This is a genomic window from Olleya sp. Hel_I_94, assembly GCF_007827365.1.
Taxonomy (GTDB): Bacteria; Bacteroidota; Bacteroidia; order Flavobacteriales; family Flavobacteriaceae; genus Olleya.
Window position 1 is genome coordinate 495,705 of the sequence record NZ_VISI01000001.1, and the last position, 20,588, is coordinate 516,292.

34 protein-coding genes are annotated in these 20,588 nt (G+C 33.6%); all 34 read right to left on the reverse strand.

What is annotated here, in order from left to right; genetic code table 11:
• Positions 1-80 precede the first annotated feature (80 nt).
• Positions 81-1,373, reverse strand: a complete 1,293-nt coding sequence (gene eno, locus JM82_RS02370; protein ID WP_099570092.1) for a phosphopyruvate hydratase — start codon at positions 1,371-1,373, stop codon at positions 81-83.
• A gap of 151 nt (positions 1,374-1,524) precedes the next feature.
• Positions 1,525-2,628 (reverse strand): glutamine-hydrolyzing carbamoyl-phosphate synthase small subunit, encoded by a 1,104-nt coding sequence (gene carA / locus JM82_RS02375; protein ID WP_145000883.1) that lies wholly within the window; start codon positions 2,626-2,628, stop codon positions 1,525-1,527.
• Between the two features lie 77 nt (positions 2,629-2,705).
• A complete protein-coding gene (locus JM82_RS02380) occupies positions 2,706-3,413 on the reverse strand; it encodes a hypothetical protein (protein ID WP_145000885.1) in 708 nt (235 codons plus the stop codon).
• A gap of 43 nt (positions 3,414-3,456) precedes the next feature.
• Positions 3,457-4,197: a hypothetical protein gene (locus tag JM82_RS02385; protein ID WP_145000887.1), complete on the reverse strand. Its 741-nt coding sequence runs from the start codon at positions 4,195-4,197 to the stop codon at positions 3,457-3,459.
• Between the two features lie 90 nt (positions 4,198-4,287).
• Positions 4,288-4,752 (reverse strand): 50S ribosomal protein L17, encoded by a 465-nt coding sequence (rplQ, locus tag JM82_RS02390; RefSeq protein WP_145000889.1) that lies wholly within the window; start codon positions 4,750-4,752, stop codon positions 4,288-4,290.
• A gap of 60 nt (positions 4,753-4,812) precedes the next feature.
• Entirely contained in the window at positions 4,813-5,805 is a 993-nt protein-coding gene (locus tag JM82_RS02395; RefSeq protein WP_028283893.1) for a DNA-directed RNA polymerase subunit alpha, read from the reverse strand.
• A gap of 97 nt (positions 5,806-5,902) precedes the next feature.
• Positions 5,903-6,508, reverse strand: coding sequence for a 30S ribosomal protein S4 (rpsD, locus tag JM82_RS02400; RefSeq protein WP_145000891.1), 606 nt, complete (start codon positions 6,506-6,508; stop codon positions 5,903-5,905).
• Positions 6,509-6,693: 185 nt separating this feature from the next.
• Positions 6,694-7,086 carry a 30S ribosomal protein S11 gene (gene rpsK / locus JM82_RS02405; protein ID WP_028283891.1) on the reverse strand — a complete coding sequence of 131 codons (393 nt, stop codon included), beginning with the start codon at positions 7,084-7,086 and terminating at the stop codon, positions 6,694-6,696.
• A gap of 8 nt (positions 7,087-7,094) precedes the next feature.
• Positions 7,095-7,469 (reverse strand): 30S ribosomal protein S13, encoded by a 375-nt coding sequence (gene rpsM, locus JM82_RS02410; RefSeq protein WP_028283890.1) that lies wholly within the window; start codon positions 7,467-7,469, stop codon positions 7,095-7,097.
• A 2-nt stretch (positions 7,470-7,471) separates the two neighbouring features.
• The gene (gene ykgO, locus JM82_RS02415; protein ID WP_010519235.1) at positions 7,472-7,588 is read right to left on the reverse strand and encodes a type B 50S ribosomal protein L36; all 117 of its coding nucleotides are present in this window, start codon (positions 7,586-7,588) and stop codon (positions 7,472-7,474) included.
• A 4-nt stretch (positions 7,589-7,592) separates the two neighbouring features.
• The gene (gene infA, locus JM82_RS02420; RefSeq protein WP_007094967.1) at positions 7,593-7,808 is read right to left on the reverse strand and encodes a translation initiation factor IF-1; all 216 of its coding nucleotides are present in this window, start codon (positions 7,806-7,808) and stop codon (positions 7,593-7,595) included.
• A 10-nt stretch (positions 7,809-7,818) separates the two neighbouring features.
• Entirely contained in the window at positions 7,819-9,168 is a 1,350-nt protein-coding gene (gene secY, locus JM82_RS02425; protein ID WP_145000893.1) for a preprotein translocase subunit SecY, read from the reverse strand.
• Between the two features lie 14 nt (positions 9,169-9,182).
• Positions 9,183-9,635 carry a 50S ribosomal protein L15 gene (gene rplO, locus JM82_RS02430; RefSeq protein ID WP_090841251.1) on the reverse strand — a complete coding sequence of 151 codons (453 nt, stop codon included), beginning with the start codon at positions 9,633-9,635 and terminating at the stop codon, positions 9,183-9,185.
• Positions 9,636-9,646: 11 nt separating this feature from the next.
• A complete protein-coding gene (rpmD, locus tag JM82_RS02435; RefSeq protein WP_028283887.1) occupies positions 9,647-9,829 on the reverse strand; it encodes a 50S ribosomal protein L30 in 183 nt (60 codons plus the stop codon).
• A gap of 11 nt (positions 9,830-9,840) precedes the next feature.
• A complete protein-coding gene (gene rpsE, locus JM82_RS02440; protein WP_099570084.1) occupies positions 9,841-10,365 on the reverse strand; it encodes a 30S ribosomal protein S5 in 525 nt (174 codons plus the stop codon).
• A 6-nt stretch (positions 10,366-10,371) separates the two neighbouring features.
• The gene (gene rplR, locus JM82_RS02445) at positions 10,372-10,725 is read right to left on the reverse strand and encodes a 50S ribosomal protein L18 (protein WP_145000895.1); all 354 of its coding nucleotides are present in this window, start codon (positions 10,723-10,725) and stop codon (positions 10,372-10,374) included.
• Positions 10,726-10,734: 9 nt separating this feature from the next.
• A complete protein-coding gene (rplF, locus tag JM82_RS02450; RefSeq protein WP_145000897.1) occupies positions 10,735-11,277 on the reverse strand; it encodes a 50S ribosomal protein L6 in 543 nt (180 codons plus the stop codon).
• An 18-nt stretch (positions 11,278-11,295) separates the two neighbouring features.
• Positions 11,296-11,694, reverse strand: a complete 399-nt coding sequence (gene rpsH / locus JM82_RS02455; RefSeq protein WP_145000899.1) for a 30S ribosomal protein S8 — start codon at positions 11,692-11,694, stop codon at positions 11,296-11,298.
• Between the two features lie 59 nt (positions 11,695-11,753).
• Positions 11,754-12,023, reverse strand: a complete 270-nt coding sequence (gene rpsN / locus JM82_RS02460) for a 30S ribosomal protein S14 (RefSeq protein ID WP_028283882.1) — start codon at positions 12,021-12,023, stop codon at positions 11,754-11,756.
• Positions 12,024-12,026: 3 nt separating this feature from the next.
• Entirely contained in the window at positions 12,027-12,578 is a 552-nt protein-coding gene (rplE, locus tag JM82_RS02465) for a 50S ribosomal protein L5 (RefSeq protein ID WP_145000902.1), read from the reverse strand.
• Between the two features lie 2 nt (positions 12,579-12,580).
• Positions 12,581-12,892 (reverse strand): 50S ribosomal protein L24, encoded by a 312-nt coding sequence (gene rplX, locus JM82_RS02470; RefSeq protein ID WP_145000904.1) that lies wholly within the window; start codon positions 12,890-12,892, stop codon positions 12,581-12,583.
• 11 nt (positions 12,893-12,903) lie between these two features.
• On the reverse strand, positions 12,904-13,272 hold the full coding sequence (gene rplN, locus JM82_RS02475) for a 50S ribosomal protein L14 (RefSeq protein ID WP_028283879.1): 369 nt from the start codon (positions 13,270-13,272) through the stop codon (positions 12,904-12,906).
• A gap of 2 nt (positions 13,273-13,274) precedes the next feature.
• Positions 13,275-13,532, reverse strand: a complete 258-nt coding sequence (rpsQ, locus tag JM82_RS02480; RefSeq protein WP_028283878.1) for a 30S ribosomal protein S17 — start codon at positions 13,530-13,532, stop codon at positions 13,275-13,277.
• A gap of 13 nt (positions 13,533-13,545) precedes the next feature.
• On the reverse strand, positions 13,546-13,737 hold the full coding sequence (gene rpmC / locus JM82_RS02485) for a 50S ribosomal protein L29 (RefSeq protein ID WP_028283877.1): 192 nt from the start codon (positions 13,735-13,737) through the stop codon (positions 13,546-13,548).
• A 13-nt stretch (positions 13,738-13,750) separates the two neighbouring features.
• A complete protein-coding gene (gene rplP, locus JM82_RS02490) occupies positions 13,751-14,170 on the reverse strand; it encodes a 50S ribosomal protein L16 (RefSeq protein ID WP_145000906.1) in 420 nt (139 codons plus the stop codon).
• Positions 14,171-14,190: 20 nt separating this feature from the next.
• A complete protein-coding gene (gene rpsC, locus JM82_RS02495) occupies positions 14,191-14,910 on the reverse strand; it encodes a 30S ribosomal protein S3 (RefSeq protein WP_028283875.1) in 720 nt (239 codons plus the stop codon).
• Between the two features lie 7 nt (positions 14,911-14,917).
• A complete protein-coding gene (rplV, locus tag JM82_RS02500) occupies positions 14,918-15,325 on the reverse strand; it encodes a 50S ribosomal protein L22 (RefSeq protein WP_145000908.1) in 408 nt (135 codons plus the stop codon).
• A 3-nt stretch (positions 15,326-15,328) separates the two neighbouring features.
• On the reverse strand, positions 15,329-15,607 hold the full coding sequence (gene rpsS / locus JM82_RS02505) for a 30S ribosomal protein S19 (RefSeq protein ID WP_028283873.1): 279 nt from the start codon (positions 15,605-15,607) through the stop codon (positions 15,329-15,331).
• A gap of 6 nt (positions 15,608-15,613) precedes the next feature.
• Positions 15,614-16,438 (reverse strand): 50S ribosomal protein L2, encoded by an 825-nt coding sequence (rplB, locus tag JM82_RS02510; RefSeq protein ID WP_145000910.1) that lies wholly within the window; start codon positions 16,436-16,438, stop codon positions 15,614-15,616.
• A gap of 10 nt (positions 16,439-16,448) precedes the next feature.
• Positions 16,449-16,739 carry a 50S ribosomal protein L23 gene (rplW, locus tag JM82_RS02515; RefSeq protein WP_028283871.1) on the reverse strand — a complete coding sequence of 97 codons (291 nt, stop codon included), beginning with the start codon at positions 16,737-16,739 and terminating at the stop codon, positions 16,449-16,451.
• Positions 16,740-16,746: 7 nt separating this feature from the next.
• Complete coding sequence (rplD, locus tag JM82_RS02520) at positions 16,747-17,376, reverse strand: 50S ribosomal protein L4 (protein WP_145000912.1); 630 nt, start codon at positions 17,374-17,376, stop codon at positions 16,747-16,749.
• Positions 17,376-17,993 (reverse strand): 50S ribosomal protein L3, encoded by a 618-nt coding sequence (rplC, locus tag JM82_RS02525; RefSeq protein WP_028283869.1) that lies wholly within the window; start codon positions 17,991-17,993, stop codon positions 17,376-17,378. The genes rplD and rplC overlap by 1 nt, the downstream gene beginning before the upstream one ends.
• A gap of 145 nt (positions 17,994-18,138) precedes the next feature.
• Positions 18,139-18,444 carry a 30S ribosomal protein S10 gene (gene rpsJ / locus JM82_RS02530; protein WP_010181931.1) on the reverse strand — a complete coding sequence of 102 codons (306 nt, stop codon included), beginning with the start codon at positions 18,442-18,444 and terminating at the stop codon, positions 18,139-18,141.
• Positions 18,445-18,455: 11 nt separating this feature from the next.
• Positions 18,456-20,582, reverse strand: a complete 2,127-nt coding sequence (fusA, locus tag JM82_RS02535) for an elongation factor G (protein ID WP_145000914.1) — start codon at positions 20,580-20,582, stop codon at positions 18,456-18,458.
• Between the last annotated feature and the right edge of the window lie 6 nt (positions 20,583-20,588).

Here is a 20,588-nt window from a genome sequence, read left to right on the forward strand (position 1 = left end):
TTTAATTTATCAATATGAATAAAACTAAAAAAGCCTTTCAACTTACGCTGAAAGGCTTTGTATTTAGAATAGTAAATTACTTATCTTTTAATCTTGAATGCTTTATCTTTTGGATAGTATGCTACTTCTCCTAATTCTTCTTCAATACGAAGTAATTGGTTGTATTTAGCCATACGATCACTACGCGATGCAGAACCTGTTTTTATCTGTCCACAATTAAGTGCTACTGCTAAATCTGCAATGGTATTATCCTCAGTCTCTCCTGATCTATGAGACATTACTGAAGTATAACCTGCGTTATGAGCCATATTTACAGCAGCAATAGTTTCGGTTAAAGTACCAATTTGATTTACTTTTATTAAGATAGAATTAGCAATATCTTCTTTTATTCCTCTTGATAATCTTTCTACATTGGTAACAAATAAATCATCACCTACTAATTGTACTTTATCACCAACTTGTTCAGTTAAATATTTCCAACCTTCCCAGTCGTTTTCATCCATACCATCCTCAATAGAAATAATAGGGTAATTTCTAGACAATTCTGCTAAGTAATCTGCTTGTTCTTTACTTGAACGTACTTTACCAGTTTCGCCTTCAAATTTAGAATAATCGTAGTTTCCATTAACATAAAATTCTGCAGCAGCACAATCTAGAGCAATCATTACATCGTCTCCAAGCGTATATCCTGCATTTTTAACAGCTATTGCGATAGTATCCAAAGCATCCTCAGTACCATCTAAAGTTGGTGCAAAACCACCTTCATCACCTACAGCTGTACTTAAACCTCTGTCATGTAATACTTTTTTAAGATTATGAAAAATTTCTGTTCCCATTTGTAATGCATGAGAAAAGTTTTTGGCTTTGACTGGCATAACCATAAACTCTTGAAATGCGATAGGTGCATCACTATGTGATCCTCCGTTAATGATATTCATCATTGGCACTGGTAATGTATTTGCACTAACACCTCCAATGTATCTATATAATGGCATCCCTAATTCTGCAGCAGCAGCTTTAGCAACAGCTAAAGATACTCCTAAAATAGCATTGGCACCTAACTTCGATTTATTAGGTGTACCATCTATTTTACACATTAATGTATCTACATAATTTTGTTCAAAAACATTAACTCCTAAAAGCTCTTCAGCTAGAATATTATTTACATTATCTACAGCTTTACTAACTCCTTTACCCATGTATTTAGGTCCTCCATCACGTAACTCTACAGCTTCATGTTCTCCTGTTGAAGCTCCAGAAGGTACTGCTGCTCTACCAACATAACCGTTTTCTGTTTCAACATCTACTTCTACCGTTGGATTTCCTCTGGAATCAAAAATTTGTCTTGCGTGAACATTAATTATAATACTCATATGTGTGTGATTTTAGTTTATTAATTTCAAATTTAACGTTTAATTTTCAGCTAGATATAGGATTTATAATAGAAATACATAAAATTTTATCTATAACGTTTTAGTAAAATAAAAAAGACAACGAAACTTTAAAATCGTTGTCTTTTTAATATTAATTATTTTTTATATTACTTATAAATTGATCGAATAAATAGGATGAGTCATGTGGTCCTGGACTTGCTTCTGGATGATATTGTACAGAGAACACGTTTTTAGATTTCATCTTTAAACCTGCAACTGTATTATCGTTTAAATGCACATGTGTGATTTCAATGTCTGGATGCGCTTCAGCCTCTTCCCTATTTACTGCAAATCCATGGTTTTGAGATGTAATTTCACCTTTACCTGTAATTAAGTTTTTAACGGGATGATTTATTCCTCTGTGTCCATTATGCATTTTGTAAGTAGAGATTCCGTTAGCTAGAGCGATTACTTGATGTCCTAAGCAGATACCAAATAATGGCAAATCTCTTTTTATGACTTCTTTAGCTAATGCTTGAGCCTCTATCAATGGTTCTGGGTCACCTGGTCCATTAGACAAGAAATATCCATCAGGATTCCATGAATTTAAATCTTCAAATGTTGCATTGTAAGGAAATACTTTAACATAAGCCTGTCTTTTAACTAGGTTACGTAAAATATTCTTTTTTATACCTATGTCTAATGCAGCTATTTTGATTGGAGCATTTTCATCACCAATAAAATATGGCTCTTTGGTAGATACTTTTGATGCTAACTCTAGTCCACTCATAGATGGCACACCTGCTAACTGTTGCTTTAAACCATCTATATTATCTACATCTGTTGATATAATAGCATTCATTACACCATTGTCTCTAATATAGCTAACTAAGGCTCTGGTATCCACATCTGAAATTGCAAGTAAATTGTGCTTATTAAGAAAGTCCTCTAAAGATCCGTTTGAGTCAACTCTTGAAAAATCATAACTAAAATTTTTACAGATTAATCCCGAAATTTTAATCGAGTCCGATTCGTTTTCGTTATCATTAACACCATAGTTACCAATATGAGCATTGGTTGTTACCATAAGTTGACCAAAATATGAAGGATCTGTAAAAATTTCTTGATATCCAGTCATTCCTGTGTTGAAGCAAATTTCTCCAAATGCTGTTCCTTCTTTTCCAACAGCTTTTCCATGAAAAATGGTGCCATCCTCTAATAAGATCAGAGCTTTTTTTAATCTTTGATATTTCATAATTCTAAAAGTTTCACAAAATTGCATAAAAAAAAGGATAATCTAAAATAGATTACCCTTTTTTAATGTCTTGCATCTTAATTAATGCTATAATAATTAAATATCTTGACAACATCTGCTTCCTCTTTGTAAGATAAATCATTATCGTCAACAAATTTTTCGACTAACTTTTTCTTGTCACCAAGTAATTTTAAAATTGATTTCTTTTTCAATTTAAACTCTTCCGTAGTTACTCCATCTTTTGAAACAGCATAACTGTCATTAACAACATATTTATCTGGAGATGTTTTTTGCTTAGTCATTACATTAATCTGACCATCTTTAATTATCGCTTCATATCTTTTTAAAAGCTTAACCGTAGCATGTGGCGTTAACTCAAAAAAGAATTTAGCTCTACTATCTTCATCTCTATAAATCTTAGCAACATACTTATCAAATTTAACAGACTCTATTGCTTTTGCGTCAAAAACAAAAGAAGAGTCTTTGGCAAAGTTTGAAACGATTTGGTTTGATTTAGCATTATAATTTCCGTTTGGTACTTTATAAACTTTACCTTCCTTTGAAGTAATTTCAATTGTAGCATCCTCAAATGCAAAAGGAGATCCTACAACAGCGCTTGATTTACCATTTGCTAAGTAAGCACCTTGGTAATTAACCGCATTAAACATATTTTGCTGACTATTATCCATAGTTGCAGATGATAAGTTTGAGCTAAAACCGTTACTACCTTGCGCAAAGGATAAGGTTGATAATAATAAAGTAAAAATAAATAAGTAGTTTTTCATGTGTGTTTTTTTGAATGTGTGTGTGTGTGTGTGTGAATTATATTTAATTTGATTTTGAAATAACACTATAATAATTTAGCATTCTTATAACGTCATATTCTTCCTTGTAAGATAAATTTTCATTTTTAACAAAGTCTTGAATTAACTTTTTATGACTAGACAATAGTTTTAAAACAGACTTTTTGTTAAGCTTAAATTCTGTTACTGTTTTATCATCAATAGTTATGCCATAGCTGTCTGATAAACTAAACATATCAGAAGACGTTTTTTGTTTTGTTAAAACATTAATTTGACCATCAATAACTTTAGCTGAATACTTTTTTAACAACCTGATAGAAGCATGAGGTGTTAATTCAAAATAGAAACTAATTTTACTAGTAGTATCACTATATGGCTTAGCAGTATATTTTTGAAACTTAACAGATTTAATAGTGTTAGATTGAAAAACAAAAGAAGAATCTTTAGCAAAATTAGAAACCACTTCATCTGTACTAGCATTATAATTACCATTAGGTACTTTATATGCTTTACCATCTGTAGTGTTAATTATAATAACAGCATCTTCAAAGGGAAATGGCGAGCCAGAAACATCAGGTAGACTAGCATTTGCCAAATAATAACCTTGATAGTTTACAGCATTAAATTTGTCTTGTAGTCTAGAATTAAGATCTACTAAAGGAAGATGAGGATGTTTAGCTTGACCTGTAGAAACTTCGTTTTTAATAACTTGTGCTGACACCGAAGTCATAACAATAAAAGCAATAAGTAAAAAGATAGGTTTCATATAAATATGTTTGCTTAAATGTAAAAAAAAAGAGATAAACTTATAAAGCTTATCTCTCTTTTAATAATAATTTAACAGCAAATTAAGAAACTATTCTTCTTCATTTGAAGCAACTGGAGGAGTAACAGTATTACTACTACCACCTCTACGACTTCTACGAGTAGTTTTCTTAGCTTTTTTATCTGCATTGTAGATTTCGTTGTAATCTACTAATTCAATCATTGCCATATCAGCGTTATCACCTAAACGGTTTCCTAACTTGATAATTCTAGTATATCCACCTGGACGATCACCAATTTTAGCAGCAACATCTCTAAAAAGTTCAGTTACAGCTTCTTTTTGACGTAATTTAGAAAATACAAGACGTCTGTTGTGCGTTGTATCATCTTTAGCCTTAGTGATTAATGGCTCAATAAATCCTTTTAAAGCTTTAGCTTTAGCAACAGTTGTATTAATACGTTTATGTTCTATTAAAGAACAACCCATATTTGCCAACATTGATTTTCTGTGAGCAGTTTTTCTACCTAAATGGTTTACTTTTTTTCCGTGTCTCATGACATTTGTTTTTAATCATCATCTTGCTCAAACTCTTTGTGAGGAGCAAAATATGATGTATTAGTCTTTATCTAGTTTGTATTTTGAAAGATCCATTCCGAAATTTAATCCTTTAACATTTACTAGCTCTTCAAGCTCTGTTAAAGATTTCTTTCCAAAATTACGGAACTTCATTAAATCATTTTTATTAAAAGATACTAAGTCACCTAAAGTATCTACCTCTGCTGCTTTTAAACAATTTAGAGCACGAACAGAAAGGTCCATATCTACTAATTTAGTTTTAAGTAACTGTCTCATGTGAAGTGATTCTTCATCATAAGTTTCAGTTTGAGCAATCTCATCAGCTTCTAATGTAATACGCTCATCAGAGAATAACATGAAGTGGTGAATCAGAGTTTTTGCAGCTTCTGTTAATGCATCTTGAGGCGTAATAGAACCATCAGTCTGAATTTCGAAAACTAATTTTTCGTAATCCGTTTTTTGTTCTACACGATAATTCTCAATGCTGTACTTAACATTTTTAATTGGTGTGTAAATTGAATCAGTAAAAATAGTCCCTATTGGTGCTGAAGCTTTTTTGTTTTCTTCTGCAGGAACATATCCTCTACCTTTTTCAACAGTAATTTCCATGTTGATATTTACTTTAGAATCTAAGTTACAAATCACTTGATCTGTATTTAATACTTGGAAACCTGAAATAAATTTCTGGAAATCTCCTGCTACAATTTTGTCTTGACCAGAAATTGAAATCGAAATAGATTCGTTATCAACATCCTCTATTTGACGCTTAAAACGAACTTGTTTAAGATTTAAAATAATTTCTGTTACATCTTCAACAACACCTGCTATTGTTGAAAATTCGTGGTCTACACTTTCTATTCTAACAGATGTGATAGCAAACCCTTCTAGAGAAGATAATAAAACTCTTCTTAAAGCATTTCCTACTGTTAGTCCATAACCTGGTTCTAGAGGTCTGAATTCGAATTTACCTTCGAAGTCAGTTGAATCAATCATTATTACCTTATCAGGCTTTTGGAAATTAAATACTGCCATAATTTTTCTTCGTTTTAATTGTTATTTAGTTGCGCGGTTTATAAGTTTGAAGAGATACAAATAAACCCTTTGGCTAAACACCAATGTTAATAATTTATTATTTAGAGTATAATTCTACGATGAATTGCTCATTAATATTTTCTGGGATTTGGATTCTAGCAGGAACAGAAACGTAAGTACCTTCCTTTTTCTCGCTATTCCAAGTAATCCACTCATATACATTGCTAGAGTTTGATAAAGATCTATCAATAGACTCCAAAGATTTAGACTTCTCTCTTACAGCAACAACATCTCCAGCATTAAGTTGGTATGAAGGTATGTTTACTAACTCTCCATTAACAGTAATATGTCTGTGAGATACAAGTTGTCTTGCTCCGCTTCTAGAAGGAGATAATCCCATTCTAAACACTACATTATCTAATCTAGATTCACAAATTTGAAGTAATACTTCACCTGTGATTCCTTGAGCTGCAGTTGCTCTTTTAAACATGTTTCTGAATTGACGCTCTAAAATACCGTAAGTATATTTAGCTTTTTGCTTCTCCATTAATTGGATTGCGTACTCAGATTTTTTACCACGTCTTCTGTTGTTTCCATGTTGACCTGGTGGGTAATTTCTTTTCTCAAAAGACTTATCGTCTCCGAATATAGCTTCACCAAATTTACGAGCTATTTTAGTTTTAGGACCAGTATATCTTGCCATTTTTAAATTGATTTAAGAGTGATTATGAATTAAGGTCTAAATCTTATCCTTCGATAATCGTTAATCTCTTTGTTGATACTTGTTTTAAATTTTCAGTTTGCAAATTTATACAAAAAATTAATACCATCTGATAAACAGACGATATTAATTTTTTTCTTGCTTAAGTAAAGTACTATGTAGTAAACTTATACTCTTCTTCTTTTAGGTGGACGACAACCATTATGTGGTAATGGAGTAACATCAATTATTTCTGTTACTTCAATTCCTGCATTATGAATAGATCGTATAGCAGATTCTCTACCATTTCCAGGTCCTTTAACATAAACCTTTACCTTTTTTAATCCAGCTTCTTTAGCTACTTCAGAAGCATCTTCTGCTGCTAATTGTGCTGCGTAAGGTGTGTTTTTCTTAGAACCTCTAAATCCCATCTTACCAGCAGATGACCATGAAATGACATCTCCCTTTTTATTTGTAAGTGAAATAATGATATTGTTGAAAGAAGCAGTAATGTGAGCTTCTCCAACAGCGTCAATAATAACTTTACGTTTTTTTGTGCTTTTAGCGTTTGTCTTTGCCATACTACTTATTATTTAGTTGCTTTTTTCTTGTTAGCAACTGTTTTTCTTCTTCCTTTTCTTGTTCTAGAGTTATTCTTAGTACGTTGACCTCTTAAAGGTAAACCAACTCTATGACGAATTCCTCTGTAACAACCAATATCCATTAAACGTTTAATGTTTAATTGTGTTTCAGAACGTAATTCACCTTCAATAGTATAAGTACCTACAGTTTCACGGATTGCTCCAATTTGATCATCTGTCCAGTCTTGTACTTTGATGTTTTCGTCCACTTTAGCCTCAGCTAAAATTTCTTGAGCTCTACTTCTACCTACTCCGTAGATATAAGTTAATGAGATCACTCCTCTTTTTTGTTTTGGTATGTCTACACCTGCGATTCTTGCCATAATTACCCTTGTCTTTGTTTGAATCTAGGATTCTTTTTGTTAATGACGTAAAGTCTACCTTTTCTGCGCACAATCTTACAATCTGCACTTCTCTTTTTAATTGATGCTCTTACTTTCATCGTATTAGTATCTATAGGTTATACGAGCCTTAGTTAAATCATAAGGACTCATTTCTAATTTAACTTTATCTCCTGGTAACAACTTAATATAATGCATACGCATCTTACCCGAAATATGTGCGGTCACAATATGACCATTTTCTAATTCAACACGGAACATAGCATTTGATAATGCTTCAATGATAGTTCCGTCTTGTTCTATTGCTGCTTGTTTTGCCATAGTTAAAATATTAAGCTACTGCTTTTCTGTTTTTACCAGTCTTCATCAAGCCATCATAGTGTCTATTTAACAAGTAACTATTTACTTGTTGCATAGTGTCAATTGCAACTCCAACCATAATTAATAAAGATGTACCTCCGAAAAATAAAGCCCAACCAGATTGAACGTTAAGTAACTTAACAATAAATGCTGGGAACACAGCTATTAATGCAAGAAAGATAGAACCTGGTAAAGTTATTTGAGACATAATTTTGTCTAGATATTCAGAAGTTTCTGATCCTGGACGAATACCTGGAATAAATCCTCCGCTTCGTTTAAGATCATCAGCCATTTTATTTGTAGGAACGGTAATCGCAGTATAAAAATATGTAAATATAATAATCAATAATGCAAATACTAAATTATACCAAAATCCGAAGATATCAGAGAAATTAGATTGTAACCACAATCCAGAAGCAGTATCTTTTAATAAAGATGAACCACCAATTAAACCAGGAACAAACATAATCGCTTGAGCAAAAATGATTGGCATTACACCAGAAGCATTAAGCTTTAAAGGAATATATTGTCTTGATCCAAATACATTTTTCTCGTAACCTCCAGTTGCTGAACGCCTAGCATATTGTACTGCAATCTTACGAACTGCCATTACTAATAAGATTGAAAGAAGAATAATAACAAACCAAATAACGATTTCAAATAAAATCATCATTACATTATTACCCGTTTCTAATCTAGAAGCAGCATTTTGTAAGAAAGATTTAGGAAGTGTTGCAATAATACCCACCATAATTAATAGAGAGATACCATTACCAATTCCTTTATCTGTTATTTTCTCACCTAACCACATTGCAAAAATACAACCAGTTACTAATATAACTATTGATGAGAAATAAAACATCCCACCTTGCCCTAATAAAAAGGCCGAGTTTGGAATACCAAACATAGGTTGTAAACTAGCTAAATAACCTGGTGCTTGAACTAAGCATATTGCTATAGTCAACCAACGTGTTATTTGAGTAATCTTTTTCTGACCACTAGCGCCTTCTTTTTGTAGTTTTTGCAAATAAGGAATAGCAATTCCCATTAATTGAACTACAATAGAAGCAGAAATATATGGCATAATTCCAAGTGCAAATACAGAAGCATTAGCAAATGCACCTCCAGTGAAGGCATTTAATATCCCAAAAATACCTTCTGATGTTCCAGTTTGTAGGCTTTCTAATTGGGTTGCGTCAATACCTGGTAATACTACTTGTGCTCCGAAACGATAAACTAAAAGTAGACCTAGTGTAACTAGAATTCTATTTCTTAGTTCTTCAATTTTCCAAACATTTTTTAATGTCTCTATAAATTTCATGCGTTCGATTGTTCTTATAAAGTTACAGCTTCTCCTCCTGCAGCTTCAATAGCAGCTTTTGCAGTAGCAGTAAATTTATGAGCTGTGATACTTAATTTAGCTTTTAATTCTCCTCTTCCTAAAATCTTAACTAGCTCGTTTTTACCAGCTAAACCAAGACCTACTAAAGTATCAAAATCTAAAGTATCTTTAATTTTCTTATCGTCAACTAATTGTTGAATAACATCCAAGTTAACACCTTGATGCTCTATACGATTAATGTTAGTAAAACCAAACTTAGGTACTCTACGTTGAAGTGGCATTTGCCCTCCTTCGAAACCTACCTTCTTAGAATAACCAGATCTTGACTTAGCTCCTTTGTGACCACGTGTCGCAGTACCACCTTTACCAGAACCTTGTCCTCTTCCTATTCTTTTACCTTGATTTTTAACTGAACCTTCTGCAGGTTTTAAATTACTTAAATCCATTTTCAGTATTATTATTTAGTTTCTTCTACAGAAACTAAGTGGTTTACTTTTGCTACCATACCTAAAATATTAGGAGTAGCCTCATGTTCTATAGTTTGTCCAATCTTCTTAAGACCAAGAGCTAATAAAGTTCTTTTTTGTCTTTGAGTTCTGTTGATTGCACTTTTAACTTTTGTTACTTTTATCTTCGACATTGCTGTTGGGATTATCCGTTAAAAACTTTTTCTAAAGAAACACCTCTTTCACGAGCAATCGTTTTAGGGTCTCTTAATTGTAATAAAGCATCAAAAGTAGCCTTAACAACATTATGTGGATTTGATGAACCTTGAGATTTAGATAAAACATCATGTACACCTACTGCCTCTAAAACTGTTCTCACAGCTCCACCGGCAATAACTCCTGTACCAGGAGCTGCAGGAATAATATTTACTCTTGCTCCACCAAATTTACCTTTTTGTTCATGAGGTAATGTTCCTTTCATGATAGGGATACGAACTAGGTTTTTCTTAGCATCTTCTATTGCTTTTGCAATTGCACTAGCAACATCTTTTGATTTTCCTAAACCTTGACCTACAACACCTGCTTCATCTCCAACCACTACGATTGCAGAAAAACCAAATGCTCTACCTCCTTTAGTTACCTTAGTAACTCTTTGCACACCAACTAAACGATCTTTAAGATCTAATCCACTTGGTTTTACTAACTCTGCGCTTTTGTATTTTTGATACATAATTTCTTAGAATTTAAGTCCTCCTTCTCTAGCTCCTTCAGCTAACGATTTTACTCTACCATGATATAAATAACCACCTCTATCAAAAGCGATCGTTTCAACACCAGCCTTCAAGGCTTTTTCTGCGATAGACTTACCTACTAATGCAGCTAGTTCTACTTTATTTCCTTTTGCAGCAATATCTTTATCTCTAGAAGATGAAGCAGCTAATGTTTTACCAGTAACGTCATCTACTAATTGAGCATAAATTTCTTTATTACTTCTAAAAACAGCTAATCTAGGTCTTGCTTCTGTACCAGAAACAACCTTACGGATTCTGTTTTTAATTCTTATTCGTCTTTCGTTTTTTGTTAACGCCATAACTAATTATTATGCTGATTTACCTGCTTTTCTTCTTAATACTTCTCCAACAAACTTAATACCTTTTCCTTTGTACGGTTCAGGTCTTCTAAATCCTCTGATTTTAGCAGCAACTTGTCCTACTAATTGTTTATCATGAGAAGTTAATTTGATTATTGGATTCTTACCCTTATCAGAAACAGTTTCTACTTGTACTTCTGGTGCTAAACTTAAAATAATGTTGTGTGAAAAACCTAAAGCTAATTCAAGGACATTACCTTGATTAGAAGCTCTATAACCTACACCAACTAATTCTAATTGTTTAGTCCAACCTTTTGAAACACCTTCAATCATATTAAAAACTAATGAACGGTATAAACCATGCTTAGCTTTTTGATCTTTAGTATCTGTAGAACGTGTTACTAATACATTTCCATCTTCAACTTTTACTTCAACAGTATCAAAATCTTGAGTTAACTCACCTAATTTTCCTTTTACTGTTATTGTATTGTTATCAACTGTTACAGTTACTCCTTCTGGAATGGCAACTGGATTATTTCCTATTCTTGACATTTTCTTCTGGATTTTAAATTAGTAAACGTAACATAAAACTTCACCACCAACGTTTTCTCTTTGCGCTTGCTTTCCAGTCATTACTCCGTGAGAAGTTGAAACGATTGCAATACCCAAACCATTAAGTATACGTGGTAATTCTGTAGAACTAGAATATTTACGTAAACCAGGCTTACTGATTCTTTGCAATTTTCTAATTACAGGTTCTTTTGTTTCCTTATTGTATTTTAAGGCAATTTTGATTGTACCTTGAACAGTAGAATCATCGAACTTATAACTTAAAACATATCCTTGATCGAATAATATTTTAGTAATATCCTTTTTTAAATTTGAAGCAGGAATTTCTACAACTCTGTGATTAGCACGCACTGCGTTTCTAATTCTAGTTAAGTAATCTGCTATTGGATCTGTATACATATGTATTTATTTGCGGACTTGGTTTTCAGAATATCCCGAACCTAAGACCAATTAAAATTTTACCAACTTGCTTTTTTAACACCTGGTATTAAACCTTGATTTGCCATTTCTCTAAACATAACACGAGAAAGTCCAAAGGTACGCATATATCCCTTTGGTCTACCTGTTAATTTACATCTATTATGTTGACGTATAGGCGATGCGTTTTTAGGTAACTTTTGTAATGCTTGATAATCTCCAGCTTCTTTAAGAGCTTTACGTTTTTCAGCATATTTAGCTACTGTCTTCGATCTTTTAACCTCGCGGGCTTTCATTGATTCTTTAGCCATAACTTAGTTTTTTTGAAAAGGTAACCCTAATTCTGTTAATAATGATTTTGCTTCTTTATCTGTTTCAGCAGAAGTTACAAATGTAATATCCATTCCGTCAATTTTATTAACTTTGTCAATATTTATTTCTGGAAAGATAATTTGTTCAGTAACTCCTAGATTGTAGTTACCTCTTCCGTCAAAACCTGTCGCTTTTATTCCGTTAAAATCTCTAACACGTGGAAGTGCAGAAGTTATTAAACGATCTAAAAACTCATACATTCTTTCTCCTCTTAACGTAACTTTAGCACCAATTGGCATCCCTTTACGTAATTTGAAAGTTGCAACATCTTTTTTAGATAAAGTAGATACAGCTTTTTGACCTGTGATAGTTGTAAATTCATCAACTGCATGGTCAACCAATTTCTTATCAGCAACTGCAGCCCCAACACCTCTAGATAATACTATCTTTTGTAGTTTTGGCACTTGCATTACATTACTGTATCCAAATTCTTCTGTAAGAGCAGCAATTACTTTGCTTTTATACTCTTCTTTTAGTCTCGGTGAATATTCCATAACTATATTACTTCATTTGATTTTTTAGAAAATCTGACTTTTTTATCACCTTCCATTCTAAATCCTACTCTAGTCTCTTCTCCTTTAGAAGTTAATAAAGATAGGTTAGAAATGTTGATAGATGCCTCTTTTTCTACAATACCACCTTGAGGATTTTGTGCACTTGGTTTAGTATGTTTCTTAACCATGTTTACTCCTTCAACTATAGCTTTGTTCCTCTCGATAAATACTTTTTGTACTTTACCTTCAGAACCTTTATGATCACCAGCTATAACCTTGACGATATCTCCTGTTTTTATTTTTAGCTTTGTCATTTTTTTATCAATTAAAGCACCTCTGGTGCCAATGATACAATTTTCATGAATTGTTTATCACGAAGTTCTCTAGCTACAGGTCCAAAAACACGTGTACCTCTCATTTCTCCGGTAGGATTTAAAAGGACACAAGCGTTATCATCAAATCTGATATAAGATCCGTCTGGACGTCTAACTTCTTTTTTAGTACGCACAACTACTGCTGTTGATACTGCTCCTTTTTTAATGTTTCCATTAGGAGTTGCATCTTTAACAGTGACAACAATTTTGTCACCTACAGAAGCATATCTTCTTTTAGTACCACCTAAAACACGGATAGTTAATACTTCCTTTGCTCCAGTGTTATCTGCTACTCTTAGTCTTGATTCTTGTTGTACCATAATTACTTCGCTCTTTCAATTATTTCAACTAATCTCCAACATTTAGATTTACTTAAAGGTCTTGTTTCCATGATCTTTACTGTATCTCCAATATTACAATCGTTTGTCTCATCGTGTGCAACATATTTTTTTGTTTTCAACACGAATTTTCCGTACATAGGGTGTTTTACTTTTTTAACTTCTGCAACAACAATTGATTTTTGCATCTTGTTACTAGTAACGATCCCGATACGCTCTTTTCTTAAGTTTCTTTTTTCCATCTTGTAAGCAGAATTATTTTAAATCTCTTTTAGTTAATTCTGTTGCAATTTTTGCAACCGTACGTCTTACTTGACGTAATTGAATAGGATTCTCTAAAGGAGAAACTGCATGAGCCATTTTTAAATCTGAATAGCTCTTCTTTGTTTCACTAAGTTTCTCTTGTAACTCAGCTACAGATAATTCTTTAATTTCTGATTGTTTCATAATATCAAATAAATTATGCTTCGTAATCTCTAGCGATTACAAACTTAGTTTTTACTGGTAATTTTTGAGCTGCAAGTCTTAATGCTTCTTTAGCTACTTCTAAAGGCACTCCTCCAACTTCAAAAAGGATTCTTCCTGGTTTAACAACTGCTGCCCAATATTCTACTGCTCCTTTACCTTTACCCATACGTACTTCAAGAGGCTTTTTTGTAATCGGCTTATCTGGAAATATTTTAATCCAAAGTTGACCTTCTCTTTTCATGTAACGTGTAGCTGCAATACGAGCTGCTTCTATTTGACGTGATGTTAAAAAATTAGAATCCAATGATTTTATTCCAAAAGTTCCGTTTGAAAGTAAGTGACCTCTACCAGAGTTCCCTTTCATACGTCCCTTTTGCGTTTTTCTAAATTTTGTTCTTTTAGGCTGTAACATTTTTTCTGTTCTTTAAAAAATTACTTTCTACGACGTTGTTGTGGTTTTCCACCTCCTTGACGTCCACCTTTTCCTTGCTTCTTAGCTAAGCCAACAAGAGGAGAAAGCTCTCTTTTACCATATACTTCACCTTTCATGATCCATACTTTAACCCCTAATCTACCGTAAGTAGTATGAGATTCAACTAAAGCATAATCAATATCGGCTCTAAAAGTTGATAAAGGAATACGTCCTTCCTTGTAGTGTTCTGAACGTGCCATTTCAGCTCCATTCAAACGACCACTAATCTGTACTTTAATTCCTTCAGCATTCATACGCATTGTTGCAGCAATAGCCATTTTAATTGCACGTCTATATGAAATTCTATTTTCAATTTGACGAGCAATACTAGTTGCTACTAAAAACGCATCAAGTTCAGGTCTCTTAATTTCAAAGATGTTAATCTGAACTTCTTTACCTGTAATTTTCTTAAGTTCTTCTTTTAACTTGTCTACCTCTTGTCCACCTTTTCCGATAATAATACCAGGTCTAGCAGTAGTGATAGTAACGGTTACAAGTTTTAAAGTTCTCTCAATAATTACACGAGATACACTAGCTTTAGATAAACGCGCGTGAACGTATTTTCTAATCTTATCGTCTTCGGCAAGTTTATCACCATAATCGTTTCCTCCGTACCAGTTAGATTCCCATCCTCTGATAATTCCTAAGCGATTTCCGATTGGATTTGTCTTTTGTCCCATATCTATCTTAGCTTTGTGTTTTATTATTAGCTCCAACCACGATAGTTACGTGGTTTGAGCGTTTTCTTATTCTGTGAGCACGTCCTTGTGGTGCTGGACGTAATCTTTTTAACATAGATCCACCATCTACTCTTATTTCTTGAACAAATAATTCAGCATCTTCGATACTTGCATCTTCATTCTTAGCTTGCCAATTAGCTATCGCAGAAAGTAATAATTTCTCTAAACGATTTGAAGCTTCTTTTTGACTAAACTTTAAAATATTAAGTGCCTTTTCTACGCGTTCACCTCTTACTAAATCGGCTACTAAACGCATTTTTCTTGGTGACGTAGGACAGTTATTAAGTTTAGCGAAAGCTATTTGCTTTTTACCCTCCTTAATAGCGTCTGCCATTTGTTTTTTACGACTTCCCATAGCTTACTTTTTACCTTTATTTTTAGCACCAGCGTGACCTCTAAAAGATCTTGTTGGTGAAAATTCTCCTAACTTATGTCCAACCATGTTTTCTGTAACGTAAACTGGAACAAACTGACGACCGTTATGAACTGCAATTGTTTGCCCAACAAAATCAGGTGTTATCATACTTGCTCTTGACCAAGTTTTAATAACAGTCTTTTTGTTAGCTTCCACATTGTCAGCTACTTTTTTCTCTAATTTATAGTGAACGTAAGGTCCTTTTTTTAATGATCTTGCCATGATTTCTTATTTCTTTCTACGTTCTACAATATATTTATTACTCGCTTTAGTTTTAGAACGTGTTCTATATCCTTTAGCTGGTATACCGTTTCTAGAACGTGGATGTCCACCTGATGACTTACCTTCACCACCTCCCATTGGGTGATCAACTGGATTCATTACAACTGGTCTTGTTCTTGGTCTTCTACCTAACCATCTACTACGTCCAGCTTTACCTGAAACAAGTAATTGATGATCTGAATTAGAAACTGCTCCTATCGTTGCCATACATGTAACTAAAATTAATCTAGTTTCACCTGATGGTAATTTAATAGTAGCAAACTTACCATCTCTAGCCATTAACTGAGCAAAAGCTCCAGCACTTCTTGCCATTACAGCACCTTGTCCTGGTCTTAACTCAACACATGAGATAATTGTTCCTAATGGAATATTAGCTAATGGCATTGCATTTCCAATTTCCGGAGAAGAACCTTCACCTGAAACAACAGTTTGACCTACTTGTAAACCATTTTGAGCAATGATATAAGTTTTCTCACCATCTTGGTAATTCAATAATGCGATAAACGCTGTTCTGTTTGGATCGTATTGTATTGATGCTACTTCAGCAGGAATACCTGCTTTAGATCTTTTGAAATCAATTATACGATATCTACGTTTGTGCCCACCACCTTTATAGCGCATGGTCATACGTCCTTGACTGTTTCTACCACCTGATCGTTTTTTCGGAGCTAATAAGCTTTTTTCCGGCTTGTCAGTAGTAATGGCGTCAAATCCGTTTACTACTCTAAATCGCTGACCTGGTGTGATTGGTTTTAATTTTCTTACTGACATTTGTCTTTAATTACATGTTAGTGTATAAATCAATCATTTCACCTTCCGCCAGTTGTACAATTGCTTTTTTCTTAGCATTTGTTTTACCATGTTGAATACCAGTTTTAGTAAACTTGGTACTTCTATCTGGACGGACATTTATAGTACGAACTTTTTCAACAGAAACTCCATAAGCAGCTTCCACTGCTTTTTTGATTTCTACCTTGTTCGCCTTAGTGTTCACAAAGAAACTATAGCAGTTGTTTAACTCGCTATTAGCAGTTGCCTTTTCTGTGATTATAGGTTTAATTAAGATATTCATTTTGCTTCTATTTACTTAAATTCGACTCAATTCCTTCTAAAGAGCTCTCTAAAAGGACAACTTGATTTGCATTTAATATTTTGTAAGTACTTAATTCTGAGGCGATTATGACTTCTGAGCCTTTCAAATTACGTGACGACAAATATACATTATTATTTGACGTACCCAACACAAACAGTGATTTTTTGTTTTGTAGGTCTAACGCATTTAATACAGCTGTAAAGTTTTTAGTCTTTGGAGCATCAAAATTAAAGTCCTCTAGGACGATAATAGACTTTTCATTTGCCTTAATACTTAAAGCTGATTTACGCGCTAAACGTTTTAAGCTTTTATTAAGTTTGAATGAATAGTTTCTAGGTCTTGGTCCGAACATACGTCCTCCACCTCTAAAAACTCCTGACTTAATACTACCTGCTCTGGCAGTACCTGTACCTTTTTGTTTTTTAATCTTACGTGTACTTCCAGTAATCTCAGCACGCTCTTTAGCTTTGTGAGTTCCCTGTCTTTGATTTGCTAAGTATTGCTTAACATCCAAATATACAGCATGATTATTAGGTTCAATAGCAAAAACACCATCAGAAAGGTCTGCCTTTCTACCTGTTTCTTTTCCGTTTATATCTAAAACTGCTACTTTCATTATTTTCTGATAATTACATAAGCGTTTTTATGTCCAGGTACACAACCTTTAACAACTAGTAAGTTCTTTTCAGGAACTACTTTTAAAACTCTTAAATTTTCAACTTTAACTGAATCTGTTCCCATTCTACCTGCCATACGCATTCCTTTGAATACTCTTGCTGGATAAGATGCTGCTCCAATAGATCCTGGTGCTCTTAAACGGTTATGTTGTCCGTGAGTAGCTTGACCTACACCACCAAACCCATGACGTTTTACAACCCCTTGGAATCCTTTTCCTTTTGATGTACCTGATACATCAACAAATTCACCTTCTACAAAGTGCTCTACAGTGATTGCATCACCTAACTTGTACTCCGCATCAAAACCTTTAAATTCAACGATTTTGCGTTTTACAGAAGTCCCTGCTTTTTTAGCGTGACCTAAGTCAGCTTTAGTAGCACTTTTTTCTGTCGCGTCATCGAAACCAAGTTGCACAGCATTATAACCGTCAACTTCTTCAGTTCTGACTTGGGTAACGATACATGGTCCAGCTTCGATTACTGTACATGGTACATTCTTACCATTTTCATCGAAAATGCTGGTCATACCGATTTTTTTTCCAATTAACCCAGACATAATTATTATTTATTTATTATTACTATTTATTAAAAAATATTCAAGGCTGAAAATACGTTTCAGCCTTGAATTGTATTTTTACCGTTTTTCCTTCGCTCGAAGCTTAGGACATGTTTCGCTTAAAATCTTTAAACGAATAAATTACTTATACTTTAATTTCAACTTCTACTCCACTTGGTAATTCAAGTTTCATTAAAGCATCAATAGTCTTTGAAGATGAAGAGTAAATATCTAATAATCTCTTGTAAGAGCTTAATTGAAATTGTTCTCTAGACTTCTTATTTACGTGTGGTGAACGTAATACAGTAAAGATTTTTTTATGAGTTGGTAATGGAATTGGTCCAGTTACTACAGCTCCAGTACTTTTTACTGTCTTTACAATCTTCTCAGCAGATTTATCTACTAAATTGTGATCGTAAGATTTTAATTTTATTCTAATTTTTTGACTCATTTCTTTAAGATTTACGATTCAACGCCTTTAGCAGCTTTAATTACTTCTTCTGAAATATTAGAAGGAGTTTCAGCATAATGTGAAAATTCCATTGTAGAAGTTGCTCTACCAGAAGATAATGTTCTTAATGTTGTAACATAACCAAACATTTCAGATAATGGCACAGTAGCTTTAATTGTCTTAGCTCCAGCACGATCACCCATACCTTCCATCATACCTCTTCTTCTATTTAAATCTCCAACAATGTCACCCATATTTTCTTCAGGAGTAATTACCTCAAGCTTCATGATAGGCTCCATTATTACAGCTTTAGCAGCTTTAGCACAGTTTTTAAATCCTAGCTTAGCAGCCAACTCAAAAGATAATTGATCAGAATCCACATCATGGTAAGATCCATCTTTTAAAGTAACTTTCATTGAGTCGATTTCATAACCTGCTAATGGACCGTTAACCATTGCCATCTTAAATCCTTTTTCAATTGAAGGGATAAATTCCTTAGGAACGTTACCACCTTTAATTACAGATTCAAACTGTAATCCAACAACACCTTCGTCTGCTGGTTCAACAGTAAATACGATATCGGCAAATTTACCACGTCCACCTGATTGTTTCTTATAAACTTCTCTATGATCTGCCGATGCAGTAATAGCTTCTTTATATTCAACTTGAGGTTGACCTTGATTAACTTCTACTTTAAACTCACGTCTTAAACGATCTACAATTACATCTAAGTGAAGCTCTCCCATTCCAGAAATAATAGTCTGACCTGAAGCTTCATCTGAACGCACTGTAAACGTCGGATCTTCTTCTGCTAATTTAGCTAAACCAATACCTAATTTATCAACATCAGCTTTAGTTTTAGGCTCAACCGCGATACCAATTACTGGATCTGGGAAGTCCATAGACTCTAAAATGATTGGATGATCTTGGTCTGATAAAGTATCTCCTGTTTTGATAGATTTAAATCCAACAGCAGCTCCAATATCTCCAGCCTCGATAAAATCAATTGCATTTTGCTTGTTAGCATGCATTTGATAAATACGAGAGATACGTTCTTTTTTACCAGAACGATTATTTAACACATAAGAACCTGCATCTAAACGACCAGAGTAAGCTCTAAAAAATGCTAAACGTCCTACGAAAGGATCTGTTGCAATTTTAAACGCTAATGCTGCAAAAGGTTCGTCAACACTTGGCTTACGTAATTCTTCTTTTTCAGTATCTGGATTCATCCCTTTAATACCTTCCTTGTCCATTGGAGAAGGCAAGTAACGACATACAGCATCTAACAAGAATTGTACACCTTTATTTTTAAAAGCTGAACCACAAATCATAGGAATGATTGCCATATCCATTACAGCAGCTCTAAGTGCAGCATGCACTTCTTCTTCTGTAATTGAATCTTCATCTTCCATGAATTTTTCTAAAAGATTCTCGTCATAACTTGCTACTTCTTCAATTAAAAGTGCACGGTATTTACGAGCTTCTTCTTTCATATCCTCAGGAATTTCGATAACATCGAAAGTTGCTCCTTGAGTTTCATCGTGCCAAACAATAGCACGGTTTTTTACTAAATCTATGATACCTTTAAAATCTTCTTCATCACCAATGTTTAAAACAATTGGCACTGCGTTAGACTTTAACATATCTTTTACTTGTTGACAAACAGCTAAAAAGTCAGATCCTTGACGGTCCATCTTATTAACAAAACCAATTCTTGGTACTTTATAATTGTCTGCAAGTCTCCAGTTAGTTTCAGATTGAGGCTCAACACCATCAACTGCACTAAACAAGAATACTAAACCATCTAATACACGTAAAGATCTATTTACCTCTACAGTAAAATCAACGTGACCTGGAGTATCAATAATATTAAAGTGATAATCCTTTGTTGTTGGTGTAGGTTCTGCATTTTCTAATGGGAACTTCCAAGTACAAGTTGTAGCTGCAGACGTAATAGTAATACCACGTTCCTGCTCTTGCTCCATCCAGTCCATTGTAGCAGCACCATCATGCACTTCTCCAATTTTATGCGAAACACCTGTATAATAAAGAACACGCTCTGTTGTTGTAGTTTTACCTGCATCAATATGAGCTGCAATTCCAATGTTTCTTGTATATTTTAAATCTCTAGCCATGTCTTA

Bases quoted from the DNA above. Each gene is read 5' to 3' on its own strand.
- eno (WP_099570092.1), bottom strand. From the start codon at position 1,373: ATGAGTATTATAATTAATGTTCACGCAAGACAAATTTTTGATTCCAGA.
- carA (WP_145000883.1), bottom strand. From the start codon at position 2,628: ATGAAATATCAAAGATTAAAAAAAGCTCTGATCTTATTAGAGGATGGC.
- JM82_RS02380 (WP_145000885.1), bottom strand. From the start codon at position 3,413: ATGAAAAACTACTTATTTATTTTTACTTTATTATTATCAACCTTATCC.
- JM82_RS02385 (WP_145000887.1), bottom strand. From the start codon at position 4,197: ATGAAACCTATCTTTTTACTTATTGCTTTTATTGTTATGACTTCGGTG.
- rplQ (WP_145000889.1), bottom strand. From the start codon at position 4,752: ATGAGACACGGAAAAAAAGTAAACCATTTAGGTAGAAAAACTGCTCAC.
- JM82_RS02395 (WP_028283893.1), bottom strand. From the start codon at position 5,805: ATGGCAGTATTTAATTTCCAAAAGCCTGATAAGGTAATAATGATTGAT.
- rpsD (WP_145000891.1), bottom strand. From the start codon at position 6,508: ATGGCAAGATATACTGGTCCTAAAACTAAAATAGCTCGTAAATTTGGT.
- rpsK (WP_028283891.1), bottom strand. From the start codon at position 7,086: ATGGCAAAGACAAACGCTAAAAGCACAAAAAAACGTAAAGTTATTATT.
- rpsM (WP_028283890.1), bottom strand. From the start codon at position 7,469: ATGGCAAGAATCGCAGGTGTAGACATACCAAAACAAAAAAGAGGAGTG.
- ykgO (WP_010519235.1), bottom strand. From the start codon at position 7,588: ATGAAAGTAAGAGCATCAATTAAAAAGAGAAGTGCAGATTGTAAGATT.
- infA (WP_007094967.1), bottom strand. From the start codon at position 7,808: ATGGCAAAACAAGCAGCAATAGAACAAGACGGAACTATCATTGAAGCA.
- secY (WP_145000893.1), bottom strand. From the start codon at position 9,168: ATGAAATTTATAGAGACATTAAAAAATGTTTGGAAAATTGAAGAACTA.
- rplO (WP_090841251.1), bottom strand. From the start codon at position 9,635: ATGGATTTAAGTAATTTAAAACCTGCAGAAGGTTCAGTTAAAAATCAA.
- rpmD (WP_028283887.1), bottom strand. From the start codon at position 9,829: ATGTCGAAGATAAAAGTAACAAAAGTTAAAAGTGCAATCAACAGAACT.
- rpsE (WP_099570084.1), bottom strand. From the start codon at position 10,365: ATGTATCAAAAATACAAAAGCGCAGAGTTAGTAAAACCAAGTGGATTA.
- rplR (WP_145000895.1), bottom strand. From the start codon at position 10,725: ATGGCGTTAACAAAAAACGAAAGACGAATAAGAATTAAAAACAGAATC.
- rplF (WP_145000897.1), bottom strand. From the start codon at position 11,277: ATGTCAAGAATAGGAAATAATCCAGTTGCCATTCCAGAAGGAGTAACT.
- rpsH (WP_145000899.1), bottom strand. From the start codon at position 11,694: ATGTATACAGATCCAATAGCAGATTACTTAACTAGAATTAGAAACGCA.
- rpsN (WP_028283882.1), bottom strand. From the start codon at position 12,023: ATGGCTAAAGAATCAATGAAAGCCCGCGAGGTTAAAAGATCGAAGACA.
- rplE (WP_145000902.1), bottom strand. From the start codon at position 12,578: ATGGAATATTCACCGAGACTAAAAGAAGAGTATAAAAGCAAAGTAATT.
- rplX (WP_145000904.1), bottom strand. From the start codon at position 12,892: ATGACAAAGCTAAAAATAAAAACAGGAGATATCGTCAAGGTTATAGCT.
- rplN (WP_028283879.1), bottom strand. From the start codon at position 13,272: ATGGTACAACAAGAATCAAGACTAAGAGTAGCAGATAACACTGGAGCA.
- rpsQ (WP_028283878.1), bottom strand. From the start codon at position 13,532: ATGGAAAAAAGAAACTTAAGAAAAGAGCGTATCGGGATCGTTACTAGT.
- rpmC (WP_028283877.1), bottom strand. From the start codon at position 13,737: ATGAAACAATCAGAAATTAAAGAATTATCTGTAGCTGAGTTACAAGAG.
- rplP (WP_145000906.1), bottom strand. From the start codon at position 14,170: ATGTTACAGCCTAAAAGAACAAAATTTAGAAAAACGCAAAAGGGACGT.
- rpsC (WP_028283875.1), bottom strand. From the start codon at position 14,910: ATGGGACAAAAGACAAATCCAATCGGAAATCGCTTAGGAATTATCAGA.
- rplV (WP_145000908.1), bottom strand. From the start codon at position 15,325: ATGGGAAGTCGTAAAAAACAAATGGCAGACGCTATTAAGGAGGGTAAA.
- rpsS (WP_028283873.1), bottom strand. From the start codon at position 15,607: ATGGCAAGATCATTAAAAAAAGGACCTTACGTTCACTATAAATTAGAG.
- rplB (WP_145000910.1), bottom strand. From the start codon at position 16,438: ATGTCAGTAAGAAAATTAAAACCAATCACACCAGGTCAGCGATTTAGA.
- rplW (WP_028283871.1), bottom strand. From the start codon at position 16,739: ATGAATATCTTAATTAAACCTATAATCACAGAAAAGGCAACTGCTAAT.
- rplD (WP_145000912.1), bottom strand. From the start codon at position 17,376: ATGAAAGTAGCAGTTTTAGATATAAACGGAAAAGAAACAGGTAGAAAG.
- rplC (WP_028283869.1), bottom strand. From the start codon at position 17,993: ATGTCTGGGTTAATTGGAAAAAAAATCGGTATGACCAGCATTTTCGAT.
- rpsJ (WP_010181931.1), bottom strand. From the start codon at position 18,444: ATGAGTCAAAAAATTAGAATAAAATTAAAATCTTACGATCACAATTTA.
- fusA (WP_145000914.1), bottom strand. From the start codon at position 20,582: ATGGCTAGAGATTTAAAATATACAAGAAACATTGGAATTGCAGCTCAT.